The following is a 25,486-nucleotide window of genomic DNA, read 5'->3' on the forward strand; positions in this document are numbered from 1 at the left end:
TTGCTGGGCCGTGGCCAGATCGAGGTCGGCATGGCGCGGCAAATCCGGCGCGGCCTGGGCGGCGCCAGCGGTGCTCAAGGCAGCCCACAACAGCACATTTTTCAGCTTCATCGACAAGCTCCTGTTCGAATGGCGCCACCTTAACCAGCAACCCCCGTCAGAACCCCGTCAGTTGGATTACAAGTTTGTAATAGGCAATACCGGCGAACACGCCTAGCCTGTTCAGACGATTGATCGAGGTGTGCGATGCGCTTGTTAGTGGTGGAAGACGAAGCCAAGACAGCTGAGTTCCTGGCCAAGGGCCTTAAGGAGTCAGGTTTTGTCGTGGATGTGGCCTTGAACGGGCTGGACGGGCGCTACCTGATTGAGCAGCAGGAATACGATCTGGTCATTCTGGACGTGATGCTGCCGGGGCTTAATGGCTGGCAACTGCTGCAGTTGATTCGCCAGCGCGGCGCCACGCCGGTGCTGTTTTTAACCGCCAAAGACGCCATCGAAGACCGCGTGCGCGGCCTTGAACTGGGCGCAGACGACTACCTGCTCAAGCCGTTTGCCTTTGCCGAACTGCTGGCCCGGGTGCGCACACTGCTGCGTCGTGGCCCGATGCGTGAAGCCGAGTCGTACAGCATTGCCGACCTTGAGATCGACGTACTGCGTCGCCGCGTCAGCCGGGGCGGTCAGCGCATCAACCTGACCAACAAGGAGTTCGCGCTGTTGCAGTTGCTGGCCAGCCGTCAGGGCGAAGTGTTGTCGCGCACCTTGATTGCCTCGCAGGTGTGGAACCTGAACTTCGACAGCGACACCAACATGGTCGAGGTCGCCGTGCGCCGATTGCGCGCCAAGGTCGACGACCCGTACATGCCAAAACTTATCCACACCGTGCGCGGCGTCGGCTATCAGCTGGAAGCGCCCGATGAATAGGTCCATCGCCTGGCGGCTGGCCCTGGCTATTGCGCTGACGTGCGCGCTGGTGCTCAGCGTAATCGGCGTGTTCCTGTACCGCTCACTAGCCTCGGAACTGAGCTTTCGCGATGACATGGCGCTGCTCGGTCGCCTTGAGCGCATGCGCGCCCTGCTGCATGACAGCGACAGCCTCGAAGCCCTGCAAGAGCGCCCCCGGCTGTATCAAAACATGCTGGGCAACCGTGACAGCCTGTTGCTGGTGACCCACAGCGACGGCCGCCCTGTGATCACGATCAACCCGCATCAGCAAGCGCTGCCGCCTGTGCAGCCCCTCCCACAGGAGCGCATGCCACAGCGCAGCGACATCCAGACGGTGGGCAACCTCGACTTGCTGAGCGGCGTTGCCGACGGCCCTTCGGACGAGCGCTTGAACGTGACCGTGGGCATGCATCTGCAAGAGCGTGAGCAGATGCTCGCCAGTTACCGGCTGCGTCTGTACATGGCGGTCGGGCTGGGCGCCCTGCTCGCGTTTGGCCTGGGCTTGCTGCTGTTGCGCCGTGGCCTGAAACCGCTGCGGGAACTGGCCCAGGCCATGCGCGGCATTAACCCGCGCAGCCTTGACCAACGCATGCCGGTCGACCATGTACCCACAGAATTGAAAGAGCCGGTGCTGGCGCTCAACGCCATGCTCGCGCGCCTTGAGGACAACTTTGCGCGGCTGTCGCAGTTCTCGGCGGATCTGGCCCATGAGATCCGCACGCCGCTGCACAACCTGCTGGGCAGCAACAGCCTGGCCCTGAATCAGACGCGCAGCCCGGCGGAGTATCAGGACGTGCTGGCGTCCAACATTGAAGAGTACGAACGCCTGAACCGCATGGCCGAGAACCTGATGTTCCTGGCCCGCGCCGAGCACGGGCAACGGCCTGTGCACCTGCAAAACGTGGACCTGCGCGCGGTGGGCGACGAGCTGTGTGATTACTTTGACGCGTTGGCTGAAGACCGTGGCGTGCGCTTGGGCAATTCGCTCAGCGGCACGCTGACAGCAGACCTGCATCTGTTGCAGCGGGCCCTGAGCAACCTGCTGGCCAATGCCGTGCGCCATGCCGAGCCCGATTCGGTGATCAGGCTGGTGCAGCGTGAAGACGCCGAGTATTGCTGGATCGGCGTGCACAACATCGGCCCCGCCATCGAGCCGCAGCATGTGGGCAAAGTGTTCGATCGTTTTTACCGGGTCGACCCTTCGCGCTCGCAGCCTGGGGATTCAGGCGGGCTGGGCTTGGCGATTGTGGGGTCGATCATGCAACTGCATGGCGGCGAAGTGCGGGTGCAAAGCGACGACAGCGGGACGCTGTTTGAGCTGGGGTTTGCTCGGCACATGACCAAAACCACACCTTGTGGGAGCGGGCTTGCTCGCGATGCCGGCGACTCGGTCTATCAGTAAAACCTTGTCGGTCCAATCGCGAGCAAGCCCGCTCCCACGGGTTATGTATTGTTTTCAAGCTCTGCAATGCGGTCCAGCAGCGCTTGGCGTTCGGCGCGTTCCTGGGTGATGTCGTCGATCACGCTGATCAAGTGCTCGGGGCTGTCGTCCTGGGAGTTGCGCTGCAATGAGGTGCGCACGTGGGCCCAGATGTAATGGCCGTCTTTGCACAGCAGGCGTTTTTCGAGGTCGTAGTTGCTGATTTCGCCGTCGAGCAGGCGCTGCAACTGCTCAAGGTTGATTTGCAGGTCATCGGGGTGGGTGATGGCCTGAAAGGTCAGCGCCCGCAGCTCTTGTTCGCTGTAACCCAACAACTGGCACAAGCTGTCGTTAACCCGCCGCCAGCGGCCGTCGAGGTCGACGTAAGCCATGGCGCCGCACGCCAGTTCAAACAAGGCCCGAAAGGCTTCTTCGCTTTTACGCAGCGATTGCTCGGCAGTTTTGCGGGCGGTGTTGTCCATGCTGATGCCGATCATTTTCACCGGGCGCCCGGCGCTGTCGTTCAGCGGCATGGCCCGCGATGAGATCCAGCGCATCTCGCCATCCGGGCGGAAGATGCGGAAGTCATATTCGTACGGGGTGTTGTTGGCGAAGCATTCGCGGTACAGCTCGTTCATCACCACTTCGTCTTCGGGCAGTACGTGCGGCCAGAAGTCTTCGTTGCGGTTGACCTGCCAGCCGTAGACCCGCTCGACGTTGGCCGAATAAAACACCTCGTCGGTGATGAGGTTCCATTCCCAAGTCACGATCCCGGCGTTTTCCTGGGCCAGGGTCATGCGCGCTTCACTTTCCATGATGTCGGCAATGTACTTGCGCCGCACATCGGTCATCGGCAGTTCAACCGACGTGGTGCCCTGAAGGTCTTGCACCGCCTGTTCGCCATAGCGCAGCCACACCCAGTTGACCTTGAGCAGGTCCGCCAGTTTGCGCAAATTGCTGTAGTCGATTTCGCCACCACGGGTCCACTTGTGCACCGCCGTGCGGGAAATACCCAAGGCCGTACCGACCGCTTGCAGGGTCATTTTGTGGTGTTCGAGCAGCTCCTTCAGACGAAAGGCAAAGCTATCTTCGGTCATGACATATCCGTGATCACGTGAGGCGCAGGGCGCTGCGATTATACACACACGCCTGCGGCCCTCGACCCGATCACGGAAGTGAGGCTTATAAGTCCAGTACCAGGCGTTCGCCACGGGCCCGCGACACGCAAATCATCATGGTTTGCTGGGCGGCTTTTTCGTCGTCGCTCAGGTATTGGTCGTTGTGCTCGGCTTGCCCCTCAAGGATGCGCGTCTCGCAGGTGCCGCACACGCCTTCGCGGCACAGGCATTCGACGTCGACATTGGCTTTTTCGATGGCCTTGAGGATGCTCATGCCTTCTTCGACGCGCAGTTCCTGACCGGATTTGGCCAGCACCAGGGTGAACGCGCCGCCGGTGATCGGCGCAGCGGCGAACTGCTCCCAATGCACGCGTTCGTCAGCCAGGCCCAGTTGTTTGCCGGTGGCGATCACCGCGTCGATCAGCGGTTTAGGGCCGCACACATACACGTGCGCGTCGCTGTCCAGGTTGCCCATCAGCTCGGCCAGATTCAGTGATTGGCCCAGGCTGTCGGCGTAGGTGCGCGTGCGCTCGGCATGCGGGCCTGCGCTGAGTTCGTCGTGAAACGCGCCGTGCTCCGGGCTGCGGAAGGCGTAGTGCAGTTGGTAATCGGCGCCCGCGTCACGCAGTTCGTGCACTTGCGAGAGGAACGGGGTAATGCCGATCCCGCCCGCAATGAGGATGTGTTTGCCCGCCTTCGGGTCGATGGCGAACAGGTTGTTGGGGGTCGAAATCATCAGCTCGGTGCCAACCTCGACCTGCTGGTGCATAAACGCCGAGCCGCCTTTGGATTGCTCTTCAAGGCGCACGCCAATCTGGTAGCTGGCGGTCTGGCGCGGGTCGCTCATCAACGAATAGGCGTTGCTGTGCTGACGGCCGTCGGCGTCTTTCATCTGCACGATGATGTGGCTACCGCCGGTGAAGTCGGGCAGCGGCTGGCCGTCCTGGCGTGCCAGGGTAAAACGTTTGATCAGCGGCGTTACCTGCTCTACACCGGTCACACGGGCGGCAAGCATTTGATAAGAGTTGGCCATCGCAAAACCTCTACTGCGGTAAAGGGCGGCACTCGCGTGCCGCCTGATTTAAAACCCGGTGCTGACGGCTCAGACCGCCAGGCACAGGTATTTCAGTTGCAGGTAATCATCGATCCCGTACTTGGAACCTTCGCGCCCCAGGCCGGATTGTTTGACCCCGCCAAACGGCGCCACTTCGTTGGAGATCAGCCCGGTGTTGATACCGACCATGCCGTATTCCATTTGCTCGGCGATGTGCCACACGTGGCCGATGTCGCGGCTGTAGAAGTACGCCGCAAGGCCGTACAGCGTGTCGTTGGCCAGGGCCAGCACTTCGGCGTCGGAGTGAAAGCGCACCAGCGGCGCAACCGGGCCGAAGATTTCTTCGTCCAGCAGCAACATGCCTTGCTTGATGTCACCCAGCACGGTCGGTTCGAAGAACTGCTCACCCAGCGCATGCACCTGGCCGCCCAGCAGCAAGGTCGCGCCTTTGCTGACGGCGTCGTCGATCAGGGCGCGGACTTTGTCCACCGCTTTAACGGTGATCAGCGGGCCGATCTGGGTGTCTTCCGCGTTGCCATGGCCGACCTTCAGTTCGGCCACTTTGGCGGCGAACTTACTGGCGAACTGGTCATACACCGCGTCGTGCACGTAGAAGCGGTTTACGCAGACGCAGGTCTGGCCCGCGTTGCGGTATTTGGCCGCGATGGCGCCTTCGACGGCGGCATCAATGTCGGCGTCGGCAAACACAATAAACGGCGCGTTGCCGCCCAGTTCCAGCGAGACTTTTTTGATGGTTTCGGCGCACTGGCTCATCAGCAAACGGCCGATGGGGGTCGAGCCGGTGAAGCTGAATTTGCGCACCAGCGGGTGGCCGGTGAGTTGTGCACCAATGGCCGGGGCGTCGCCGGTGACGATGTTCAACACGCCCGCCGGGATGCCTGCACGCTGCGCCAGTTCCGCCAGGGCCAGCGCCGAAAACGGCGTTTCGTTGGCCGGCTTGACCACGATGGTGCACCCGGCCGCCAGCGCAGGCGCGACCTTGCGGGTGATCATTGCGGCGGGGAAGTTCCACGGCGTGATCGCGGCGCACACGCCGATGCCTTGCTTGACCACGATCAGGCGTTTGTCGCCGGACGGCGAAGGGATCACGTCGCCATAAACGCGTTTGCCTTCCTCGGCAAACCACTCGATAAACGAGGCCGCGTAACGGATTTCACCCACCGCTTCGTGCAGTGGTTTGCCCTGTTCCAGGGTCATGATCCGGGCCAGATCGTCTTCGTGTTGCAGGATCAGTTCAAACCAGCGACGCAGGATCTGCGCGCGGTCTTTGGCCGTGCGTTCACGCCAGGCTGGCAAGGCTGCGTCGGCGGCCTGGATGGCGCGGATCGCTTCGGCGCCGCCCATCAACGGCACATTGCCCAGCAGCTGGCCTTGAGCCGGGTTGGTCACGTCGACCGTCTGACGGCTGTCGGCATCTGCCCAGGCGCCATCAATAAACGCCTGTTGACGAAACAATTGGGGGTCTTTGAGCTGCACGCAGGACACTCCTCTAAATAGGGCCAGGGCGCCGCAGCGTGGCTGCGGCGCCCGGCAGATCAGTCGTCCAGGTGGGCCACGGCGATCAGGTTGTGGAAATGCGCGATGCCGTGTTCGCTCATGCCGCTGCGCTGACGGTCAGCCATGATCCGGCCTTGGCCGCGATAGCCGCGCGATTGCAGGCCGCGTTGCACGCTTTCGACCAGACGCAGGTCTTCTGGGCGGAACACATCGCGGTACCACTCGATCAGCGATTGCTGTTCAGGGGTGATCTCTTTGTTGAGGAAGTAGATGTCGTAGTGCTGCATGGTCACGCCCGCACTGACCGGGAACTCGTAGATCACGGTCATGAAGTTGCCACCGGGCGGCGCGTTGAACATGGTGCACGGCCAGGCCCAGAAGCCGCTGAAGGACGGGTCTTTGATCGACTCGTCGAACTTGAAGGACTTCTCTGACGACTTGGCGTGGCCAAACTGCAACGACCAGTTGCCGTGCAGGGTGTGCCAGTACTCGTCCACGCTCACCGAATCGGCAAAGCCCGGGTGAGCCGGGGCGCAGTGGTAGCACTCCAGGTAGTTGTCGACGATGGACTTCCAGTTGGCCGGGGTGTCGCTGACAAAACGCGCCGCCAGGTGCAGGTCATCGACCACCGGACAGGCTTCGCGCAGACGCGCTTGAAGGCCCGGCAGTTGTTCTTCAACGGTGCCCGCTTCGTTGTTCATGTTGATGTAGATGAAACCTGCGTATTCCTCGACGCGCAGCGACACCAGGCTGGAGTTTTCTTTGTCGAAGTTGACCACGTTGTCGCAGTTGCGCGCGTGTGCCAGTTCGCCGTCGAGCTTGAAGGTCCAGGCGTGGTACGGGCAGGTGATGACGTTTTTGGCTTTGCCGCTGCCGCTGAGCAATTGGTGGCCACGGTGCGGACACACGTTGTAGAACGCACGCAGCACGTTGTCACGACCACGAACGACGATGATGCTTTCGCCGATGACTTCACGGGTGATGTAGTCGTTGCTGTTGGCCACTTCGCTGCGGTGACCGACACAGATCCAGGTGTTGGCGAAAATCTTCTCTTTTTCGACCTCGAACACGTCCTGGTTGGTGTAGTACGACGCCGGAATGGTGTGTGCTACGTCAGCATTGGTGCAGAAGTCAGCAGGCAATTTCACGATTGTGTTCATTCTTTTTCTCTCTCAAGCGCTTAAGAGGGTTGTGCTCGACACCCTGTTTCGGGTTGTTTTTGTGTAACCCATTAATAACAAGAAACCCATGGTTAACACGACACGCAAAAAAAATCGCTCAGGTCCCGGCACCGTGGTGCCGGAGCCTGCGCGTGGTTCAGTCAGCAATACTTAACTCAGGGCTGCGGGTACCGCCTTGGCTTTGGGAACAACACCCGGTGCTGGCGTCACCTGTTCAAACGGGGCGACGTAATCCAGGTTCTGCTCGCGCTCCACCGACTCTTCCTCGATCAAGTAAGCCGGCATCGCGCCGTAGTCCTTGAACATCCAGGTAAGGAAGCCGTAGATCTTGGTCATCAGGATCACCAGGAACGGGATCGCCGTCAGCACCACCGCGGTTTTCATGGTCGACAGCGACACCTTGGCAAACAACATCGCCAGCGGGATCAGGGTCAAGGCGATGCACCAGAACAGACGGTGCGTCGGCGATGGGTCCTGGCCTTCCTGCATGTTGCGGGTGCTGGTGGCCGCCACGGCGTAGGCCGCTGCGTCCATGTGCGAAGCACAGAACACCGCCATGATGAAGAGGTAAACCCCGAGGAAGATCTGACCGAACGGCAAGGCGTTCAGCAACATCTCCACCGCTGTTTCACCGCCCTGCTCAGTGAGGATGCGTGGCACGTCGATAGCGCCGGTGATGAACTGATGCATGCTGTAGCTTTCGAGCGTGCCGAAGAAGAACCAGCAGCCAAAACTGCCGCCCATCAACATCGCCGCGACCACTTCTTTCATCTTGCGGCCCTTGGACACACGGGTCACAAACATCGCGACACCCGGCGCGTAGGACACCCACCACAACCAGTAGAAAACCGTCCAGTTGCGGGTGAAGGCACCGTCACCTTGCGGGTCGGTAAACAGGCTCATGTGCACGTAGTTCTGCATCATCAGGCCAATGGAGTTGGCCGTGTTGTTGATGATGAACTGCGTTGGGCCCACGACCAGTACCACGGCCGCAAACACCAGCGCACCTATGCACACCATCTTCGACAGACGCTGCATGCCACTGGCAATACCGATGTAGGAGCTGAGCGAGAACACCACCGCCACCACACCAATAACTGACAACTGCGTGACGAAGGTGTCCGGCATGCCGGTGAGTGCCGACAGGCCACGGGTCAAGGTGGACGCGGTGAGCACCAGCGATACGGTCAAGGCGCCGAACATGGTCAGCAGGAACACCAGGTCGACGAGACGACCCACTGGGCCGTGCGCTTTGAAGCCGGTCACTGCCTCGACGATCGAAGACAGGCTCAGGCCGCTCTTCTTACGCACGTGGAAGTGATAAGCCATCGCCAACGACGACAAGGCATACAGCGACCAGGCGCTGATACCCCAATGGAAGAACGAGTAGCTGACGCTGTAATCCAGCGCTTCACGCGAGCCTGCGGCAATGTTCAGACCAGGCGTCTGGTAGTAATACGCCCACTCCATCACTCCCCAGTAAAGCGTCGACGAGCCCATACCGGCGCAGATGAACATGAACACCCACGTCACGGTCGGGTATTCAGCTTTACCATTGCCCAGGCGAATGTTGCCGTACTTGCTGAACGCGATGTACAGCACCACCAGGGCGCAGCAGAACACAAACACTTGCACCGAAGTGCCAAACGTCCGAGACGACAGCTCAAACAGCATATTGGCGGTGACTTCGGCTTGTTGCGGATAAACGGCAAGACCTACAACGGTAATCAGTACAGCAATCAGGCTAGTTGATATCAAAAAGACATCTTTTTTATTGTTATTGGACATTTAAGTCTCCAGATAGAGAGTTTTTCTCTTACTGCGTGGCTCTAGATCAGCGTTTACAGCTGTTAGGGACTCCTTCCATATCGTTGAACCCTGAGCGTTAACCATTAGTTAACGCATACCTTTCGGTTAACAATATGCCCCGAGATTTAAGCTTTTGCAACTGGAATTGTTGAAATTTCACACGTCTAAAACGGCTGTTTCAACACGCCAAAGAGCCCGCGAAAGTCCCCGTATTCCGGGCATTTCGCAGGCTTGTGAAGCGTCTATTTCGCGGCGCTGATCAGGGCCGTTTAGTCAACTCACGCCAGGGCAGCGGCGATGGCTGCACCGACTTCTTGAGTCGAGGCCTTGCCACCCAGATCCGGGGTTTTCGGACCACTGGCAATCACGTCCTCGATGGCGCGCAAAATGCCATCGTGTGCCGCCTGATAACGCTCATCGCCTTTGCCCAAAAATTCCAGCATCAGCGCGCCCGACCAGATCATCGCAATCGGGTTGGAAATGTTTTGCCCGTAGATATCCGGCGCCGAGCCGTGAACGGGTTCGAACAGCGACGGGAAATTACGCTCGGGGTTGAGGTTGGCCGACGGCGCGATGCCGATGGTGCCAGCGCAGGCAGGCCCGAGGTCGGACAGAATGTCGCCAAACAGGTTGGACGCCACCACCACGTCAAAACGATTGGGTTGCAGCACAAAGCGTGCACACAGAATGTCGATGTGCTGCTTGTCCCACGTCACTTGCGGGTAGTTGGCCGCCATGGCTTCGGTGCGCTCGTCCCAGTACGGCATGCTGATGGAGATACCGTTGGACTTGGTCGCAGAAGTCACGTGCTTACGCGGACGCTCTTTGGCCACCTCGAAAGCGTACTTCAGAATGCGGTCCACACCGCGTCGGGTGAATACCGACTCTTGCAGGACAAATTCGTTTTCGGTGCCTTCAAACATGCGCCCGCCCACCGAGGAATATTCGCCTTCAGTGTTTTCGCGGATCACCACAAAGTCGATATCGCCCGGCTCACGGCCTGCCAACGGGCACGGCACACCCGGGAACAGACGCACAGGGCGGATGTTCACGTACTGGTCAAAGTCGCGACGGAACTTGAGCAGCGAACCCCACAGCGAGATGTGATCCGGCACCTTGTCCGGCCAGCCCACAGCGCCGAAGTAGATCGCGTCAAAGCCTTTGAGCGTCTCAAACCAGTCGTCCGGCATCATCTGCCCGTGGCGCTCGTAATAGTCGCAACTGGCCCACTCGATGATCTCGATCGACAGATCAAGGTTCCACTTTTTAGCCGCCGCCTCCACAACGCGCAGGCCTTCTGGCAGTACTTCGTTACCAATACCGTCACCGGCGATGGCGGCAATTTTGAATGTCTTGCTCATGGGGGGCACTCTTGAAAATGGACAGTGGGCCCATGGTATAAAACGCCAAAAGAAAGATAATCAGGCGAAGTGAAGATGGATAAGACACGGTTCGTGAATAATCTGCCCAATCTCGAAGACCTGCGCGTGTTCGTGATCGTGGCCCGCCGCTCCAGCTTTGCCGCCGCCGCCAGCGAACTGGGCGTGTCGCCGGCGTATGTCAGCAAGCGCATCCAGTTGCTGGAGCACAACATCGGCGTGCGCCTGCTGCACCGCACCACCCGGCGCGTGGCCGTGACCGATGACGGCGAGCGCGTCTACCGCTGGGCGCTGCATATATTTGATGCGGTCGAACAGATGAGCGACGAAGTCTCGGCCCTGCATCAAGAACCGCGCGGCCAGTTGCAAATCATCAGCAGCTTCGGCCTGGGCCGCCGCCACGTCGGCCCCGCGCTCTCCGAACTGTCCCAGCGCTACCCGGCCCTGGACATTCGCTTCGACATGTTCGACCGCCTGGTAGACCTGATAGAAGAAGGCTTCGACCTCGACATCCGCATTGGCGACAACATCGCCCCCAACCTCATCGCCAAACTGCTGGCCAACAACGCCCGCGTGCTCTGTGCTAGCCCCGAGTACCTGCAACGCCACGGCGAACCGCGCACCCTGGCCGAACTGGCGGGCCACGAATGCTTGGTGATCAAAGAGCGCGACCACCCGTTCGGCCTGTGGCGCCTGCAAGGCCCGGAAGGCGAAGAAAGCGTCAAAGTCACCGGCGCCCTGTCCGCCAACCACGGCGAAGTCGTCCACCAATGGGCGATAGATGGCCGAGGCATCCTGCTGCGCTCCCACTGGGACGTACGCGAAAGCCTGCAAAGCGGCAAATTGGTCCACATCCTCCAGGACTACCGACAACAAGCCAACATCTGGGCCGTCTACACCGCCCCCCTCGCCAACTCCGCCAAAATCCGCGTCACCGTCGAGTTTCTGCGCCAGTACTTCAGCGAACGCCACCCCGCCACACCCCAGCGGCAAAAAGAATCGTGAAAATAGTCTGTAATCAGGGGTTTACAAGCCACGCCATCCGCGTATACTCCTCGCCCATAACGCCGGTATAGCTCAGTTGGTAGAGCAACTGACTTGTAATCAGTAGGTCCCGAGTTCGACTCTTGGTGCCGGCACCATACGCAATACCGAAAAAGGCTCACCGCAAGGTGGGCCTTTTTTGTTTCTGGGGTTTAAGTCTTGGTTGGCGGCGGTTATGTTGTCGGTACGGCCTGTATCTAAGCAACATCACGATGTAACGCGGGTTTTTATCTCGGGGAAATTATGCTGAAGCAGCTAGACATCAAAGAATTCACGGTATTTGAAGAAGCGAACCTACGCTTCGGCAAACAACTCAACGTGATTGTTGGTGAAAACGGTGCAGGCAAAACGCATCTGCTGAAGCTGGCTTACTCGGGCCTCGCGACATGCTGGGAAGAAGGCAGTAAGCCCCACTTGGCATCTTCCCAACCGACAAAAACCATCCTGCAGAAAAGTCTCGCTGATAAATTAATAGGCGTTTTTCGCCCTGAGACCCTGGGTCGATTGGTTAGGCGCAGACCTGGCCGCGGGCGCTGCGATATCAAACTCACCTTTACTGACTCGGCTTACGACTTGGCATTTGGCTTTGCAACCAACAGCAAAACCGAAGTTGGCATCGAGCAGTTGCCCGAGCAATGGCTGAAAACAGCCCCAGCCTATTTGCCTACCCGCGAACTGCTTACCATCTATCCAAACTTCTTGGCCGTGTATGAAAACCACTACCTGGAATTTGAAGAGACATGGCGCGACACCTGCCGCCTGCTCGGCGGGCTGATGCGTAAAGGGCCAAAATTACAGCGTATTCGTGAGCTACTGGCTCCACTCGAAGACGCTATGCAAGGCAGCATCGAACTCGATAAAAGCGGGCGCTTTTACCTGCGCAACGCCAACGGCTTGATGGAAATGCCATTGGTTGCAGAAGGCTTGCGCAAACTGGGCATGCTCGCACGCCTGATCAGCACCGGCGCTTTGTTGGATCAAGGCTACTTATTCTGGGATGAGCCCGAGGCCAACCTTAATCCTCACCTGATCAAACAAGTGGCCAAGACCATCGTTGAACTGAGCAACAGCGGCATCCAGGTATTCATCGCCACTCACAGCCTGTTTCTGCTGCGCGAACTGGAAATCTTGCTGGCACAGAAAAAACTCGACACCGCCTTCTTTGGTCTTCAAGCCACCGACAACGGCATCACCGTTCAACAAGGGCCCAGTCTGTACGACATTGGTGACATCACCGCTCTTGAGGAAAGTCTTCAGCAGTCAGATCGTTATTTAGCGCTGGAGGATTGAGCATGGCGGCGCTCGATGTCGATGGCCTGATATTCACCTTCCCAGACACGTGGCAAGCCAGCAAATTTGATGAGTGGTCCTTTTACAGGCGTCACTTCATGACATTGCGCAACAACCTGCAAGCAGTCGACATTCTGGTGTTGTCACCTGAAAAAGTAGCCTTCTTGGTTGAAGTCAAAGACTATCGACACCCCGATGCCGGAAAGCCCTCAGAGCTGGCAGAAACCATCGTAAACAAAGTGCTGTGCACTTTGGCTGCGTTACTGCCAGCCCGTCTTCATGCCAGCACTCCGCTTGACGAGAAAACCCTCAGCAAAGCGGTACTCGGTTGCGAAAGGCTTCAAGTCATCGTGCATATTGAACAACCCGCCACCCACCAGCCCCGCGTCGATTTGGCAGACCTGAAACAGAAACTCAAATCCAAACTGCGGGCGATCGATGCACATCCGAAGATAGTCAGCATGGCCAAGCCGCTGGGGATGGGGTGGGTTGTTAGTAACCCGTGAAGTGGGCTGCCCGGCGGCAATACTTGGCTGAACGCTGATCGCTCTCAACCTGATTCAGTACGGGAGATAGGGCTAGTTTTGGAGCGTTTATCGCCTGCATCAGGCCTACCTACCCCTCTTAACTGCGTCCATGCCTGAGGTATTCCTCCTCGTGAAAATCGAGTGACTGGCACCGAAGTCACCAGTAGCAGGGATGTAGATGATTGTGCCGCAGCGCAGGGGGGAATGAACTGTGCCTGACTGACAGGCATGCCCCGGTTATCGTATTGCTGCTTTAACCCGGTTCAAGATCTCGGAGCATTGGTCTCGTTAGACAATGCAACCTCTATCCGCCTGCCTCCTCTGAAGTGCTCAAGAGACCGGAGCATCAGATGCCCAAGCTCCCGGCGCTAAAGAGCCATCAATCCTGCGTTAGTGGACATCCCCCATGGATCGCAGGGCCTTGTTCCCTGATAACACTCAGCATTCTTGGCGGAATGACAAGGGGAAAGTTTCAAAGATTTGGCTTCGACAGGAGTTTGATCATGGCATTGGTAGGTAGACGGGATGGGCGGAATTTTGGATATGGACGGCAACTGAGTTATGCCGGGCCCCAGGCGTTGCGCGATCTGTTTGGCGGGGGCATTACGGCACGGTCAACGCGCACAGTGAACGGTGACAGGCGTTTGTTCGTTGGTGTCGGTCGGAGGATAGGCCGGGGTTTAACGATGCGCGGCAGATTAATTGTCAAACCTTGCTGGACTACGCCGGGCATCTGCGGCAGCAAGTTGAACATGGGGCTATCGGCATCGCCACCGCGCAAAATCGATTGTCCAGCGTGAACCGGACTATGGCCGCGCTTCGCGGTGATCAGCCCGTGAAAGTACCGAGCCAAGCAAGGCGTTGAGAATGCAGAGGGCCAGTGTTCGTCACTCAGTGCTGCAAGGCCAAGACCGCGAACAGGTGAAACAGATCGTCGACGCGCTCTGCGAACATAATCCCCGCGCCGCAGCCGTTATGCTGTTAGCACGCGCCACTGGCATGCGATTGCGCGAGGCGACTCTGGCCGACCTACCACGCCTCAAGCGCAAAGCCAAACATTACGGCAAGATCAATATCCAGGATGGAACTAAGGGTGGACGCTCGGAGGCACCTGCGCCTTGCTGGATTCAGGTAAATGTTCAAATCCACGAAGCATTCAGTTATGTCGAGCAGGTGTCTCCCAACGATAGTTGCAACCTGCCGGCACCGAACGAAAGCTACTTCGACTTCCAACGGAGAGTCGTGCGGCCCGTCCGAGACCTCCTACATACGAACAACCTCAAAGGCTTCCATGAACTGCGCGCGGCTTGCGCATGCGAACGCTATGAGCAGATCACCTAGCGCCTATCAACGGAGGCAGATGCAGCCACCTAGATCTGCAACTCGATCAAGAGGCACGCTCACAAATCAGTTATGAACTGGTGCATTGTCGAATCGACGTGGTATCGGCCTACATTGGTGTGTCAACAATGATCAGACCATTCGATATGGAACTGTTCCAGGTGGAGGTCCTGACAGGGTCGCATGACACACTCCAGTGCCATCTACGTCAAGCAAAGACTATTCAAGCCGCGATCTCTGATCGCTGGCGCCGAGATAATCCATGGACGTTGCAACACAAGCATCTCACCTGGTTTCTAAATCGACAAATAGCCGGCTCCCATTACTATTACCTTCTAACCTCAAGGCTGATAGTTCGTCGACCAGAAAAATGTGTCTTAAACACTACCCCCCTGACAGAAAAATTATCGTATCAATGATCTTAATGGCCATATTAAAAAACGCCAACTCAAACTACCAAGTAGGTATATTAAACAATCTTCCAGAACTACCTTCGTCATGTAGCACGCGAGCTAATTCATACTCCGAGAATACAACTCCATCTGGCACGTCGGAGTCGATTGTAGTCAAAATATACTGAATCCCAGAGAGACTAGATGCCGTTCGGACATACTCAATAAACTCAATTTTCTTTCTATCGTCAAGTGTCTCCAATCCACCATCATGATATAAGAACCGCACAAATTCCTTTTTTGAATACGCCATTGCGACAGCGATATCAAAGCCTATGCACAGCATTTTTCTGTAGCTATGCCCATCACTCTCTCCAGTTATTCGCCCTAGACCATTTAAAAGACCAGCCGAATATTCCAAATTCCCCTCAGAATTTTGCTCAGTTATTAATACTCCGTCCTTATTTAATACCTCCGTTACAAAGTTCGCAAAATGCTCTTTGATCCCTTTATAGATTCCATCATTCGACCGGATGACCGAATCGCGATTCATCCTAATCTTCTCTACAACCTCGTCTTTTTCTCGAATCAGTTTTCTACAATCAGCCTCCATACTTTTCACAGAAGAGTTCACTTCTAACCTTCGATTCAGTTCATAAATATAGGACTTCTGTTCTGAAAGAAGATCTGACACTTCTTGGTACTTTAAAAAAACATCTTGCGAGCGTAAATACCCCAATTTCTTTGAGCGTTCTTCACTAAGATCAGAAATAGAGCTAGCTATTTCAATAAGTTCGCTTTCCAGCTCCCCTATTTGCTGAATAATGAACCCTTGACGCTCAATAGTTATTTTACGATTAAACTCTACCAGCTCCCCAAATGTTCGCTTAATCTGACCATCAAATACAACACCCGACTCCTCGAAAAGCTGAGACAAACTGTCCAACTCGATTTTAATATCGCTCGACACCAAGGACTTATTGAGTTTCTTTAAGCGCGCAGTAAGATAGTATCTTAGATTATTAAGATCACTTATCTGTGAATTTATACCATCCGCGAGTTCCTCAATATAGAGTATATCAGTGCTATCAAAATTAAAATTCTTCAACTGCCATTCTAAATCAGAAACTTGATTTTTTTTCACGTCAAGCAGGTTCAATATCGTTTCTTCTTGATCGCCTGCAGTCAAGCCTATAGCGGATTTTAGCTTAGCGATTTCCTCCCGCAGAGCCTCAACCTCGCTCTTTAGCAAGTAATTTCTCTTCAACGAATGCGAGTCAAATCCCAGAAGGTGTCCAACATATGGCTTCCAATAGACATGTTGCCCTCTATGTTTATCCAATTGAAAAACATCCGTGTAATCATCCTGGCCTCTTAGACAGTAAGCGATAGCATCACGATAACTCCATGGATCAATAACCAAGAGATTAAGGTAGGAGTCAAGAACAAGGCGTGCTTTGTCGATTGCAAGATCACTATAATCCCAGAGCGCATCTTCTAACCCTCGAAAGCATTGTTTAGCTTTTGAGTGCTTCCTTAAAAAAATTCGAGTGTTTTTTGATACTCCGCGTTTTACAGTTAAAAACTCGCCGGAGTTCAGCTTAAGCTCAATGTAAAATTCATATTTTTCAAACACAGAAAAAAATTCAAACAAGAAGAACGTTTTATGCCGTCCTTTCAACAAACAAAAATCAATAAGTTCTGCCAGTTTGCTCTTACCTAAATTATGGGCATCTGTCGATTTCAAGGTCTTATTAAAAACCCTACCAAGTATGACATTAAAACCATCATGGAAATCAATAGTAGAAAATTCGCTTTCGAAATTTGAGTATATCCTAGATATTTTCATGGTCCGATATACTCGATAAGATCATTCTTACGGTGATAATCAACCAACCCCAAAAGAAAAAGCAACTGCAAGCTCGGTTTAAATAAAATATTTGCCCTAACATTGTAAGAGTTAAGCTTTTCCAGCAAATCAGAATAGTTCTCAAATTTAGACTTCCTGATGGTGCCCAATAAAAAACCAGACACTGCCATAACAGTGAGATCGGGATGAGAGTTCTTATTAGGCATTAGCAACATCATCATCTCCAATGTCGCAATGATAATACATATAATACATCATAGATCTGGTTAACTGTTTGTTACCTTTTAGTTCAACATCCCGTTCCAACAGCAGTTCGATTAACTTCTCTAGTACAAAATCAAAACTCTGACCAGGGATTCGAAGAGCGATAATTTTCGCTGCCAGTTCTTCTGATACGCCTAAGTATAGCCTCTGCAAATCATCGTTTTCAGGCATCGCGAGGAAATCCTGGATGAGATACATGTCTTCAATTTTTCTTTTAATGAGCTTAGAGTATTGATCAGAAAGACTATTCACCTCATTTTTTCTTTCAAAATCAGTTCTAAATATTCGGTTAGATATGTCGCATTTAGTTATACCGCCTAAGCCATTACTAAGGCCTACTATAATACTAGCTAGGTCATCTGGCTCTATGTTCAAAGGCATCTCGAATGGGTTTAAACCGACAGCAGCTGGAATGTCGGGGTAGAATTTCAAATAATTCTCAAAACTCTCGACACCAACCAATCCAATATTCTGTTTGTCGAGGCCAGTCTCAAAAGAGATAAAGTTCTTGATGGCCTCATTCGCATTGCCTGGAAGCTTTCTATTTGAAAAAAGCAAATAATTACTTAAACCATCGTTATTGATCAGTCCCTTAATCTTTAAAATCTCACCATTGACAGCCGAGGAGGCGACCCCAAAGAAGTCAGGGTCTGAAAATTTCTTATTGTATGCCAGCGTATGTTTTGCTTGAATCACAGTTAAACCGCTCCAAGGCTTTGATCTGCTTGGAAACAATTCTGCTTCTCCGTGAAAACGGGAATCGCGCCCACCATCTGGCCCATCAGAAAATGTTTCAGTACCCAAACCTAACAGCCGATAACAAACGTGAATTACCAGAGTCTCAAATTGAGTCGGGGATAATTCACTATACTGATATTTCATACCTGCATCTCTCTCAGATATTTTTACTTCATGGATTACATAGAATATGAGGTTGAACACCATATTCCTTACAAACACCAATGAAAGTATTGATCAGCCAGATCAACTGAATATAATGCGGCCGACACGTCCCTGTTTGCGCCAACTCATTAAATTGAGTTTCCAATACACTCTTTTTTAAAAATGGTGTTGCCAACACTATTTTTCTTACTGAGTTTTGATTGGATGTAATCGCGTTTAATGCGTTTTCAATATCTGTCCAATTTTTTCCGCCTCTGACTCTAGTGATTTGAGTGTTTTCGTAGAAACCTGCCCAATCACGATCATGTTTTTCTCTAAATTCAATAGTATCAGCGAATGTGCGTCCAATATTTTTTAGGCCTTGAGCAACCACTTCATGAAAGCTACTTGCACCGTAACTTTCACCTTTAACAAACTTTGAATGTATGAACGATATCGCCGGAGGATTAGCATTAGGTTCAAAGTAAATATGGTCAGCCCATTCGTCATTCATATCGTCGCATACAGTGACCCCATCAGGCAGGCATACTAAATCTTCAATCTTCCGAAATAACGATAACTCAGGAAACTCATCGATACCTGGTGGATACCTTCTACCCTCATTCTTTTCCTTTTCACTACGAACCCCAGAGAAATCGTAGTTAGGATTAAAAATAGACAAGACCGCCGGCAAATTATTTAATAGTTTCTTATCTTCGAAACTGTCTCTTCCGAAGTAGGCATACTTCGGAGTATTAAACATGATCGAAAACGGCTTGTGGGTATTGATATATTTCGTCAATGACATGCACTGTTCATTTTCAATATACAGCAAAATATTATCTGTGATTTTTGATTTAAATGAAGCCACCCGCTTTAGCAAAGTTACAGCGCCTGAAACTTCTTTCCCTTTAAAAACTATCGTCCCTCCCGCCACAACCTTAGCCGGCGTTTTGAAACAATCGAATAGACGCTTCATTTGAAGCGGGGACATATCCTCCTCACCTCCATCGAGTAAAAACTTTATTTCCGATGCGGAATTTCCGGACCTGATTAGTTCATCTAATTCGTCAAGATTAATAAATAAAGCGATAGGCTCGAAACCTTTTTGGACAATTTCCTCAAGCGTAATAGGTGAGGCAAAGCCATTTATAAACTCGCTTTTGTTTGCAAGATTTTTAATTTCCTGCACTGTGGCCATTACCCACCTTACGACTTCATTTAAACTAGATCGTTTATCTCTCAGGGCTACTCTAGACGCGTTAGGTGTCAAAGTAATCGTATCCCCTTGCACCTTTATTCTAAAACTTTGTGGTATAGAACGGCTTGATGAGTTTGACGAAAGTATTCCATTTAGCCGTCGGGCTTCATACGCTCGACTTCTAATGACAGCATCCGAAATCGCCATATTACTCATTGTAACTTTTTCATACTCCGGGTCGTTTCGCCCTTGGAAATTTGTAAATTTCTCATACTCGAACTCATCTAAGAACTCGGAAAACTTCTTCTCCAGCGAGGAAACATGCTTCTTTATTATAGCCACAGCTGAATCGTACTCTACGATTAAGGCAAACGCGTACTTCTCCTCACGAATATCGGTTTTATCTAAAAACGAGGGTTCACTAACAATTTTATAGGCGACTGCAGAACACAAAATAACTTCTTGATCAATAACCAGTTCTTCCTTGATAATTCTTATTAAGAACCCACCGACTTTCTCAGAAGAGATGTCTTTAAATACTTCAGATATTTTCTTTTTGGTTATTTTTTTCTTGATTTTATAGAACTGTGCGCTTTTCCCAAGATAAACACTCGTGAAATCCATCTGCATACTTCCTTGTTAGTCGCAAGGGCACGATCATACCAAATGGCCTTGTGCCAGCCTAGAAATCTCGAGCAGAAACAAGACAACGCTCCAGCGCGAATCTGGAAGGCTGAAATTACATTATTTTAGGAAGCGTTATCCGGGCATTAAGGATGTCAATTATCCTATAGGAGCAATCCCGATTCGATTCCACTGAAGGCCACAACTATCTGATTTATTTATAGTTACTGGTTGAGGTACGCAAAATTTTCCACCGACGTCTAAACCCGTACGAGACCTGGCCTCGCCAAAAGCGACCGTTCGTCTGGTGCCCCCCCCCCCCACAAAAAAACCCACCTTCAGCGCAATGCTGTTCACTTAAACATTTGAGCTCACGTGGGGCTTCCTAGAAAATCCGATATCAGACCTCTGGTATCGGATTTTTTATGTCTGTTCAACAAGACCTGCTCGACCTCGGCGACCTCTTCAACTTCTCTGATCTGAGTACCTTCACTCAAAACATTCCTGTTGAATGGGTAGCCTCAGCGCTGGATCTTTCTGCGCAGGCATCCATCCGGCGACGTCGGCTGCCCATAGATCAAGTCTTGTGGTTGGTGCTTGGCATGGCTTTGTTTCGCGACGAGCCTGTGCATGAGGTCGCGAGACGGCTGAATATCTGCGCTCAAGGTCTGGCGACTGACCATCTGTTGGCCCGCAGCGTCGGGACCAACCGCCACTGGCTGACCCCGGCACGCAAGAATCTGGTCAGTGAAGAAATCGTCCGTTATGGCAAGCATGATCGCCTAGTACGCATGAAGGTCTCGCCGCAGGCGAGGAAGCGAAATCCGGGCCTCCCAACTCACTGGGAAGTGCGCGAAGTCAGCTATGAAATCCAGGGTAAGTTGAAAATCGTCATGACATCATTGCCGGCTAGCACCTACAGCACTATGGCCGTCGCCAAGCTTTACCAGCAGCGCTGGGAAATCGAGCAGGGCTTCAGGGATATCAAAAGCTCAATGCAGCAGAACGCAATGACCTTGCGCAGCAAGAAGATCGACCTGGTTTACCAGGAGGTCTGGGGATTGTTGCTGGCCTACAACGTGATTCGCCGGGAAGCTAGTCAGGCCGCAGTGGCTTTTGGTCGAGTGCCGTCGGACATCCGTTTCAAGCCAGCCTGCCAATACATCGCCGTTCAACTGATCGTGATGGCTGCGGCAAATCCGATTTCAGCAACGGGAAGACGGTTGGCAGAACTAAGAGCGGGTGTGGGAGGGATGTTTCTGGATCGCCGTCCGAGGCCTTCGAGGCTAAGGACGGTGAAGATTTCAAAGACCCGGTTTCCGGTGGACCGTAAGGCTGCTCCGCTTAAGTGAACAGCATTACGCCTTCAGCGGGTTTTCTCGTCTTCACCTTTTAAACCTCCCTCCCCAACACACTGCCCTCTCCCCCTCTAAAAGTTATAACTAACCTCCAACCGGTTCTGGAAGAAGCGGGTGTCTCGTGCCGGGGAGGTTTGTACGCCTACCCATTCGGCCACGCTCAGGCCTTTGAGGGCGCCTGCGAAGTTGTAGATTCCGTAGAGCAGGTATTCCGACTGGTTGAGGCTGGCGGTGCCGGCGACGGCGGTCAGGTCCATGAATGAATAGCGGGCGCCCAGGAACAGGTTTTGAACGGCGCCTGTGCTGACGTCCAGTGAGTAGGCATTACCAGCCCCCAGGTCTTGGGTGCTGGTGAAGTAGGGCTGGGCAAAGTAAGGGCCGGATGACATGTTGTGGGCATAGGGCGTTACCAGGCTTCCGTTGTTGTACGCACCCGGGGCCGCTTTGATGTGGTCGTAGCCCAGGGCTACTTTGTAGGCTTTGTAATCGAACCCCGCCTGGAACCCCAAGGTTGTGTTGTCGACTGTGCCTGCCAGTTCACGTCCGTCGCCCGTGCCGCGTATGTATTGAAGACCGGCATTGGGTCGAAAATCGCCTGACACCGCTGAAACGTGGCCTTCGCCGTAGCTCACGTTGGTGTAGTCGTAATAATGCTGGCGCCATAATTGGCCGGAGTATTTAAGGCCGTTGACTGTCACTGAGCGGCCACCGCCCAAGCTCCACATTCCGGCTGTTTTTTCATCCGTTGAGTACATGCTGTTTCGGGAAAAGCCGTCATCGGCCCAGCCTTTCCAGCGGTACAAGCGCGCCAGTGAGAGGAAGTCATCGTCGTTGCCATAGTGCACATTAATGCCCTGGAACAGGACGGGCACTACGCGCCAGTCGTAGTCACTGGTCCACGGCAGTTGAACGCGCTGATTACCGGCCGTTATCTTGAACGCGTCATGCTCCCAACTAACGTAGGCCTCGCCGATGTTGGTGACGTTGGTGCCGATATCGGGAATTACGCTGCCCTTGTCGTCAGGCCGGTTGAAGGTTCTTTGGTAGATCAGGCTGCCGCCCAACTTAAAGCCATTCAGCGCGGCGGTTTCATATTTGACGAAGCCGCCATAGCCAGCTGTGTCTTGATTCAGGTCTTTGACGAAGTAAGCGTTCTTGTCGGTGTAGTAACGCATTCTCAGCGATCCGGACACTGTGCCCTCGGACAGCATGTCCACCACACTTTCAGCTTCAGGGGCGGTGCCAGCCACGTCGGCCATTGCGGTGTTACCCATGACACTGAGCAGCACCAGGCCACTCATACCCAACACTTTATTTACAGCCGAAAAACTGCGAGGCGCCATTATCGTGCTCCTGACTATTAAAATTTTTTAAAGCGCCTGCTCAAGCAAGCATTTGAATCGGCAGTTTTGCGGTGCTTATTAAAAAGATTTACGCGCTACGCTCTTCAGTTGTTTCCAGATGACAGCCACCTGCGCACGCCCACTTTCCAATCGTTGAAAAGTGGCCTGTCAAAGTGCAATTAATCCAGAAGTTACCTTGGCTTTATTATTTAACCGCTGTGACGCTTTCAGCGGGTTTCTGAATTACTGAGGACGCGTGGGCGTCGTCACATCAGCTTTTTTCTTGTAGTTCAAAATAATATTCAGCAATAAGGCGGCAAAGGCTGCGCTGCCCAGGCCATCCAGTTCAAAGCCTCCAAAGTGCAGCGTGAACTGCCCGGTGCCCAAAATGAGCGGGATGGAAGCAATCATCAGGTTGCGGTTGTCACTAAAGTCGACGTTGTTTTCAACCCAGATCTTCGCCCCTGAGACGGCGATGAGGCCGAACACGACAATGGTCATCCCGCCCATCACCGAGGTGGGAATGGTCTGCACGAGCGCACCAAATTTAGGGGACAAGCCCAGCAGTATGGCCATCAACCCGGCCACGACGAACAAGGCGGTGGAATACACTTTGGTGGCGGCCATTACGCCGATGTTCTGTGCATAGGTGGTGACACCTGTGCCGCCCACACCGGCGCTTATCACGGTGGCGATCCCGTCCCCAATAAACGCTCGGCCAAAATGCTTCTCCATCGGGCTGTTGCTGATGGAGCCGATGGCTTTTAAATGGCCAACGTTTTCAGCAATCAGAATGATGACGACCGGCGCGATCAGCAGGCAGGCGTTTGACGAAAACGCGGGTGCCGTGAAAGTGGGCAAGCCAAACCAGGCCGCCTGTTGAATAAGGCTGAAGTCGATCGGCGTGCTTAGCCCAAAGAGGTTGGTCAGCACGTAGTAAATGGCTGTAGACGCAATCAAGCTGGTCAGCAGCAGCATCCTTTTGATCATGCCTTTGGTGAAGACGGCAATGAGCGCGACACAGGTGAACGTGATCACTTGCATCCAAATATCAAAATGATTGGCCGCCATGGTTTTGATGGGGATCGCCGCCAGGTTTAAACCAATGACCGCGACGACGGTTCCGGTGACAATGGGCGGCGTCAGTTTTTCGATCCATTGATACCCGATCGCCTGTACCGCGAGCCCGGCCAATATGTACAGGATGCCGCAGACAATAATGCCGCCCAGCGCCAGGTCGATATGGGTATTGGGCCCTGAGCCGGTATAGCCGGTGACGGCTGCCGTCACACCGATAAAGGCGAAGCTTGATCCCAGATAGCTGGGAACCTTGCCTTTGGTAATGACAAAAAACACTAACGTCCCGAACCCGCTCATGAGCACGGTCACGTTCGGATCGAACCCCATGAGCAACGGCGCCAGCACTGTCGCGCCAAACATGGCGAAGACATGCTGCAGCCCCATCAATAACGTTTGAGACCAGGGGAGCCGCTCATTCGGAGCGACCACTTCACCGCCATCCAGCTTTACCGTCCACTTGAAGAGGTTTCTCATTGCATTGCATCTCATATCGGGTGGGGGCAGGTGTGCAAAAGTTATAGACGGGCCGCTGTAGCCGCAGGCCTCGTGATAGAGGGCGCATGCAGGTGGCATGCGCATGGGGGCGTCTTTAGCCCATCACACTCACATGGGCCGATACCACCCGCCAGCCTTGGTCTGTGCGTAACCACGTCTGGCTCTGACGGCCTATGGACGTAGAGCCGATGCGTTGAAACTCGATGTTGGTGGTCGCCATGTCATGGCCGTAAGTCGTGACTTCTGTTCTAAGCACTTTACGGGCCAGACCTGTAGACTGCCGGTTCGCCCGGAATGCCTTGATCGCCTCGTAGCCATAGAGGTTTTCAGTGGCGCCATACCTCAATGTGAAAGGCGAATTAAAAAACAGTTCGTCGAGCACACTGACGTCATTACTGACGAGGGCGGCTTCATAGGCTTCAAACGCAATCATGACGTCTGCATGGACGTGCGGAAGGTTGATGTCCAGACCTGAAATATTCATTTCACAGTTGTCCTGCGTAATGGGCTTTAACGGTGGCATACCCGCTGTCTTCAAGGACGGCGGCGGCCCTGAGTGCAAGATCCTCACGCCAGGGTGCGGCGATAATCTGTACGCCCAGAGGCAGCCCCCCGGTGTTGTCGGGCCACATAGGCGCCGCGACCACCGGGCAGCCCGCGAAAGAAATCGGCTGGGTCAACAAGCCCAATGCAGGCCGGCACGGATGGCGCAGACCATTGATATCAATCCACTCGGTACCGATCTGGGGCGCGGGCACGGGGGTCGCGGGTGCGATCAATACATCCCAATTGGCAAACAGCTTATTGACCTGGTCGCGGTACATTCTTCTGAAACGCTGGGCCTGGACGTACCACGTAGCCGGTTGCATCAGACCGGACAAAAAGCGATCGACCGAGACAGGCTCGAAGTCCTGAGGACGAGTCTTCAAGTTGTGCGCATGCAGGTTACTGCCCTCGCTGGCCGTGATGATGAAAGCAGCGGCTCGCGCTTGGGCAGGGCTCGGCCAGTGGACTTCATCCGTCGCCCCCAGCAGTTTGGCAGCCAACTGGGCCGCCGCACGCGCAGGCGGGCTGGCATAGGTGTCAAAGTAATCGGTGAGAATACCGACCCGTAACCCGGCGACGCCTTGCTGCAGGCTTGGCAGGCAGGGCTGGACGCGTAATGCGTGGCAGGCCGGATCGTGTGGGTCCGGGCTTTGCAAAGCGTCATACGTGTACGCGAGGGATAACACGTCACTCGCAAACGGCCCAAGGTGGTCAATGCTGTGGACAAAGGGGTAGGAGGGGCCGCCCCGTCTTCGACGCCGCGCTGTCGCGCAGCAAACTGGGTCTAGAGTTGAAGAGCGCGCGCGGG

General features: G+C 54.1%; 20 protein-coding genes, 1 tRNA gene and 1 pseudogene. 8 read left to right on the forward strand and 14 right to left on the reverse strand.

Translation table 11 applies throughout. The annotated features are described in order from the left end of the window. Positions 1–246 precede the first annotated feature (246 nt). Both GHO25_RS21480 and GHO25_RS21485 read left to right on the forward strand, forming a co-directional pair. Positions 247–921, forward strand: coding sequence for a heavy metal response regulator transcription factor (locus tag GHO25_RS21480; RefSeq protein WP_048366822.1), 675 nt, complete (start codon positions 247–249; stop codon positions 919–921). Continuing rightward, on the forward strand, positions 914–2,344 hold the full coding sequence (locus GHO25_RS21485; RefSeq protein ID WP_153392310.1) for a heavy metal sensor histidine kinase: 1,431 nt from the start codon (positions 914–916) through the stop codon (positions 2,342–2,344). The genes GHO25_RS21480 and GHO25_RS21485 overlap by 8 nt, the downstream gene beginning before the upstream one ends. A gap of 41 nt (positions 2,345–2,385) precedes the next feature. Here GHO25_RS21485 and GHO25_RS21490 read toward each other — a convergent pair whose 3' ends face one another. The 6 genes from GHO25_RS21490 to GHO25_RS21515 form a co-directional block, all read right to left on the reverse strand. Beyond that, the gene (locus GHO25_RS21490; protein ID WP_123751010.1) at positions 2,386–3,459 is read right to left on the reverse strand and encodes a PAS domain S-box protein; all 1,074 of its coding nucleotides are present in this window, start codon (positions 3,457–3,459) and stop codon (positions 2,386–2,388) included. An 85-nt stretch (positions 3,460–3,544) separates the two neighbouring features. Beyond that, a complete protein-coding gene (locus GHO25_RS21495) occupies positions 3,545–4,513 on the reverse strand; it encodes a PDR/VanB family oxidoreductase (protein ID WP_153330517.1) in 969 nt (322 codons plus the stop codon). A 69-nt stretch (positions 4,514–4,582) separates the two neighbouring features. After that, on the reverse strand, positions 4,583–6,031 hold the full coding sequence (locus GHO25_RS21500) for an NAD-dependent succinate-semialdehyde dehydrogenase (protein WP_178110181.1): 1,449 nt from the start codon (positions 6,029–6,031) through the stop codon (positions 4,583–4,585). A 59-nt stretch (positions 6,032–6,090) separates the two neighbouring features. Continuing rightward, entirely contained in the window at positions 6,091–7,212 is a 1,122-nt protein-coding gene (locus GHO25_RS21505) for an aromatic ring-hydroxylating dioxygenase subunit alpha (RefSeq protein WP_048388897.1), read from the reverse strand. Between the two features lie 171 nt (positions 7,213–7,383). Further along, positions 7,384–9,021, reverse strand: a complete 1,638-nt coding sequence (locus GHO25_RS21510) for a BCCT family transporter (protein WP_153330514.1) — start codon at positions 9,019–9,021, stop codon at positions 7,384–7,386. 299 nt (positions 9,022–9,320) lie between these two features. After that, a complete protein-coding gene (locus tag GHO25_RS21515; RefSeq protein ID WP_048388895.1) occupies positions 9,321–10,403 on the reverse strand; it encodes a tartrate dehydrogenase in 1,083 nt (360 codons plus the stop codon). Positions 10,404–10,478: 75 nt separating this feature from the next. On the opposite strand from GHO25_RS21515, the gene GHO25_RS21520 reads away from it, so the two are divergent. From GHO25_RS21520 to GHO25_RS21540, 5 genes and pseudogenes are all read left to right on the forward strand, one after another. Beyond that, positions 10,479–11,426: a LysR substrate-binding domain-containing protein gene (locus GHO25_RS21520; protein WP_153392314.1), complete on the forward strand. Its 948-nt coding sequence runs from the start codon at positions 10,479–10,481 to the stop codon at positions 11,424–11,426. A 61-nt stretch (positions 11,427–11,487) separates the two neighbouring features. Continuing rightward, positions 11,488–11,563: transfer RNA gene (locus GHO25_RS21525), tRNA-Thr, on the forward strand. A gap of 145 nt (positions 11,564–11,708) precedes the next feature. After that, on the forward strand, positions 11,709–12,755 hold the full coding sequence (locus tag GHO25_RS21530; RefSeq protein ID WP_048366830.1) for an ATP/GTP-binding protein: 1,047 nt from the start codon (positions 11,709–11,711) through the stop codon (positions 12,753–12,755). Positions 12,756–12,757: 2 nt separating this feature from the next. After that, on the forward strand, positions 12,758–13,261 hold the full coding sequence (locus tag GHO25_RS21535; protein WP_048366831.1) for a hypothetical protein: 504 nt from the start codon (positions 12,758–12,760) through the stop codon (positions 13,259–13,261). A 524-nt stretch (positions 13,262–13,785) separates the two neighbouring features. Then, a pseudogene (locus GHO25_RS21540) lies at positions 13,786–14,742 on the forward strand (integrase domain-containing protein); the annotation flags it as partial. Between the two features lie 334 nt (positions 14,743–15,076). Here the strand turns inward: GHO25_RS21540 and GHO25_RS21545 are convergent. Genes GHO25_RS21545 through GHO25_RS21555 form a run of 4 tightly spaced genes read right to left on the reverse strand, consistent with a single transcriptional unit; the run spans position 15,077 to position 19,856 of the window. Then, positions 15,077–16,864: a DUF2326 domain-containing protein gene (locus GHO25_RS21545; protein WP_153392316.1), complete on the reverse strand. Its 1,788-nt coding sequence runs from the start codon at positions 16,862–16,864 to the stop codon at positions 15,077–15,079. Then, entirely contained in the window at positions 16,861–17,106 is a 246-nt protein-coding gene (locus GHO25_RS26965; protein ID WP_372240961.1) for an ABC-three component system middle component 8, read from the reverse strand. Before GHO25_RS26965 ends, GHO25_RS21545 begins: the two co-directional genes overlap by 4 nt. Then, complete coding sequence (locus tag GHO25_RS21550; protein WP_153392318.1) at positions 17,084–18,031, reverse strand: ABC-three component system protein; 948 nt, start codon at positions 18,029–18,031, stop codon at positions 17,084–17,086. The genes GHO25_RS26965 and GHO25_RS21550 overlap by 23 nt, the downstream gene beginning before the upstream one ends. Positions 18,032–18,059: 28 nt before the next feature. Further along, the gene (locus GHO25_RS21555) at positions 18,060–19,856 is read right to left on the reverse strand and encodes a hypothetical protein (RefSeq protein ID WP_153392319.1); all 1,797 of its coding nucleotides are present in this window, start codon (positions 19,854–19,856) and stop codon (positions 18,060–18,062) included. Between the two features lie 425 nt (positions 19,857–20,281). Here GHO25_RS21555 and GHO25_RS21560 point away from each other — a divergent pair, with 425 nt between their 5' ends. Continuing rightward, positions 20,282–21,208: a transposase domain-containing protein gene (locus GHO25_RS21560; protein WP_153392320.1), complete on the forward strand. Its 927-nt coding sequence runs from the start codon at positions 20,282–20,284 to the stop codon at positions 21,206–21,208. Between the two features lie 77 nt (positions 21,209–21,285). Here the strand turns inward: GHO25_RS21560 and GHO25_RS21565 are convergent, their stop codons facing one another. The 4 genes from GHO25_RS21565 to GHO25_RS21580 form a co-directional block, all read right to left on the reverse strand. Then, on the reverse strand, positions 21,286–22,557 hold the full coding sequence (locus GHO25_RS21565) for an OprD family outer membrane porin (protein ID WP_023102364.1): 1,272 nt from the start codon (positions 22,555–22,557) through the stop codon (positions 21,286–21,288). Positions 22,558–22,800: 243 nt separating this feature from the next. After that, complete coding sequence (locus tag GHO25_RS21570; protein WP_023102365.1) at positions 22,801–24,111, reverse strand: solute carrier family 23 protein; 1,311 nt, start codon at positions 24,109–24,111, stop codon at positions 22,801–22,803. 115 nt (positions 24,112–24,226) lie between these two features. Then, positions 24,227–24,616 carry an oxalurate catabolism protein HpxZ gene (gene hpxZ / locus GHO25_RS21575; RefSeq protein WP_256677282.1) on the reverse strand — a complete coding sequence of 130 codons (390 nt, stop codon included), beginning with the start codon at positions 24,614–24,616 and terminating at the stop codon, positions 24,227–24,229. 1 nt (position 24,617) lies between these two features. After that, a partial coding sequence (locus tag GHO25_RS21580) for an amidase family protein (RefSeq protein WP_256677283.1) occupies positions 24,618–25,486 on the reverse strand: 869 nt, incomplete at its 5' end.

The sequence above is a fragment of the Pseudomonas sp. FSL R10-1350 genome (assembly GCF_009600525.1).
GTDB lineage: Bacteria > Pseudomonadota > Gammaproteobacteria > Pseudomonadales > Pseudomonadaceae > Aquipseudomonas > Aquipseudomonas helleri.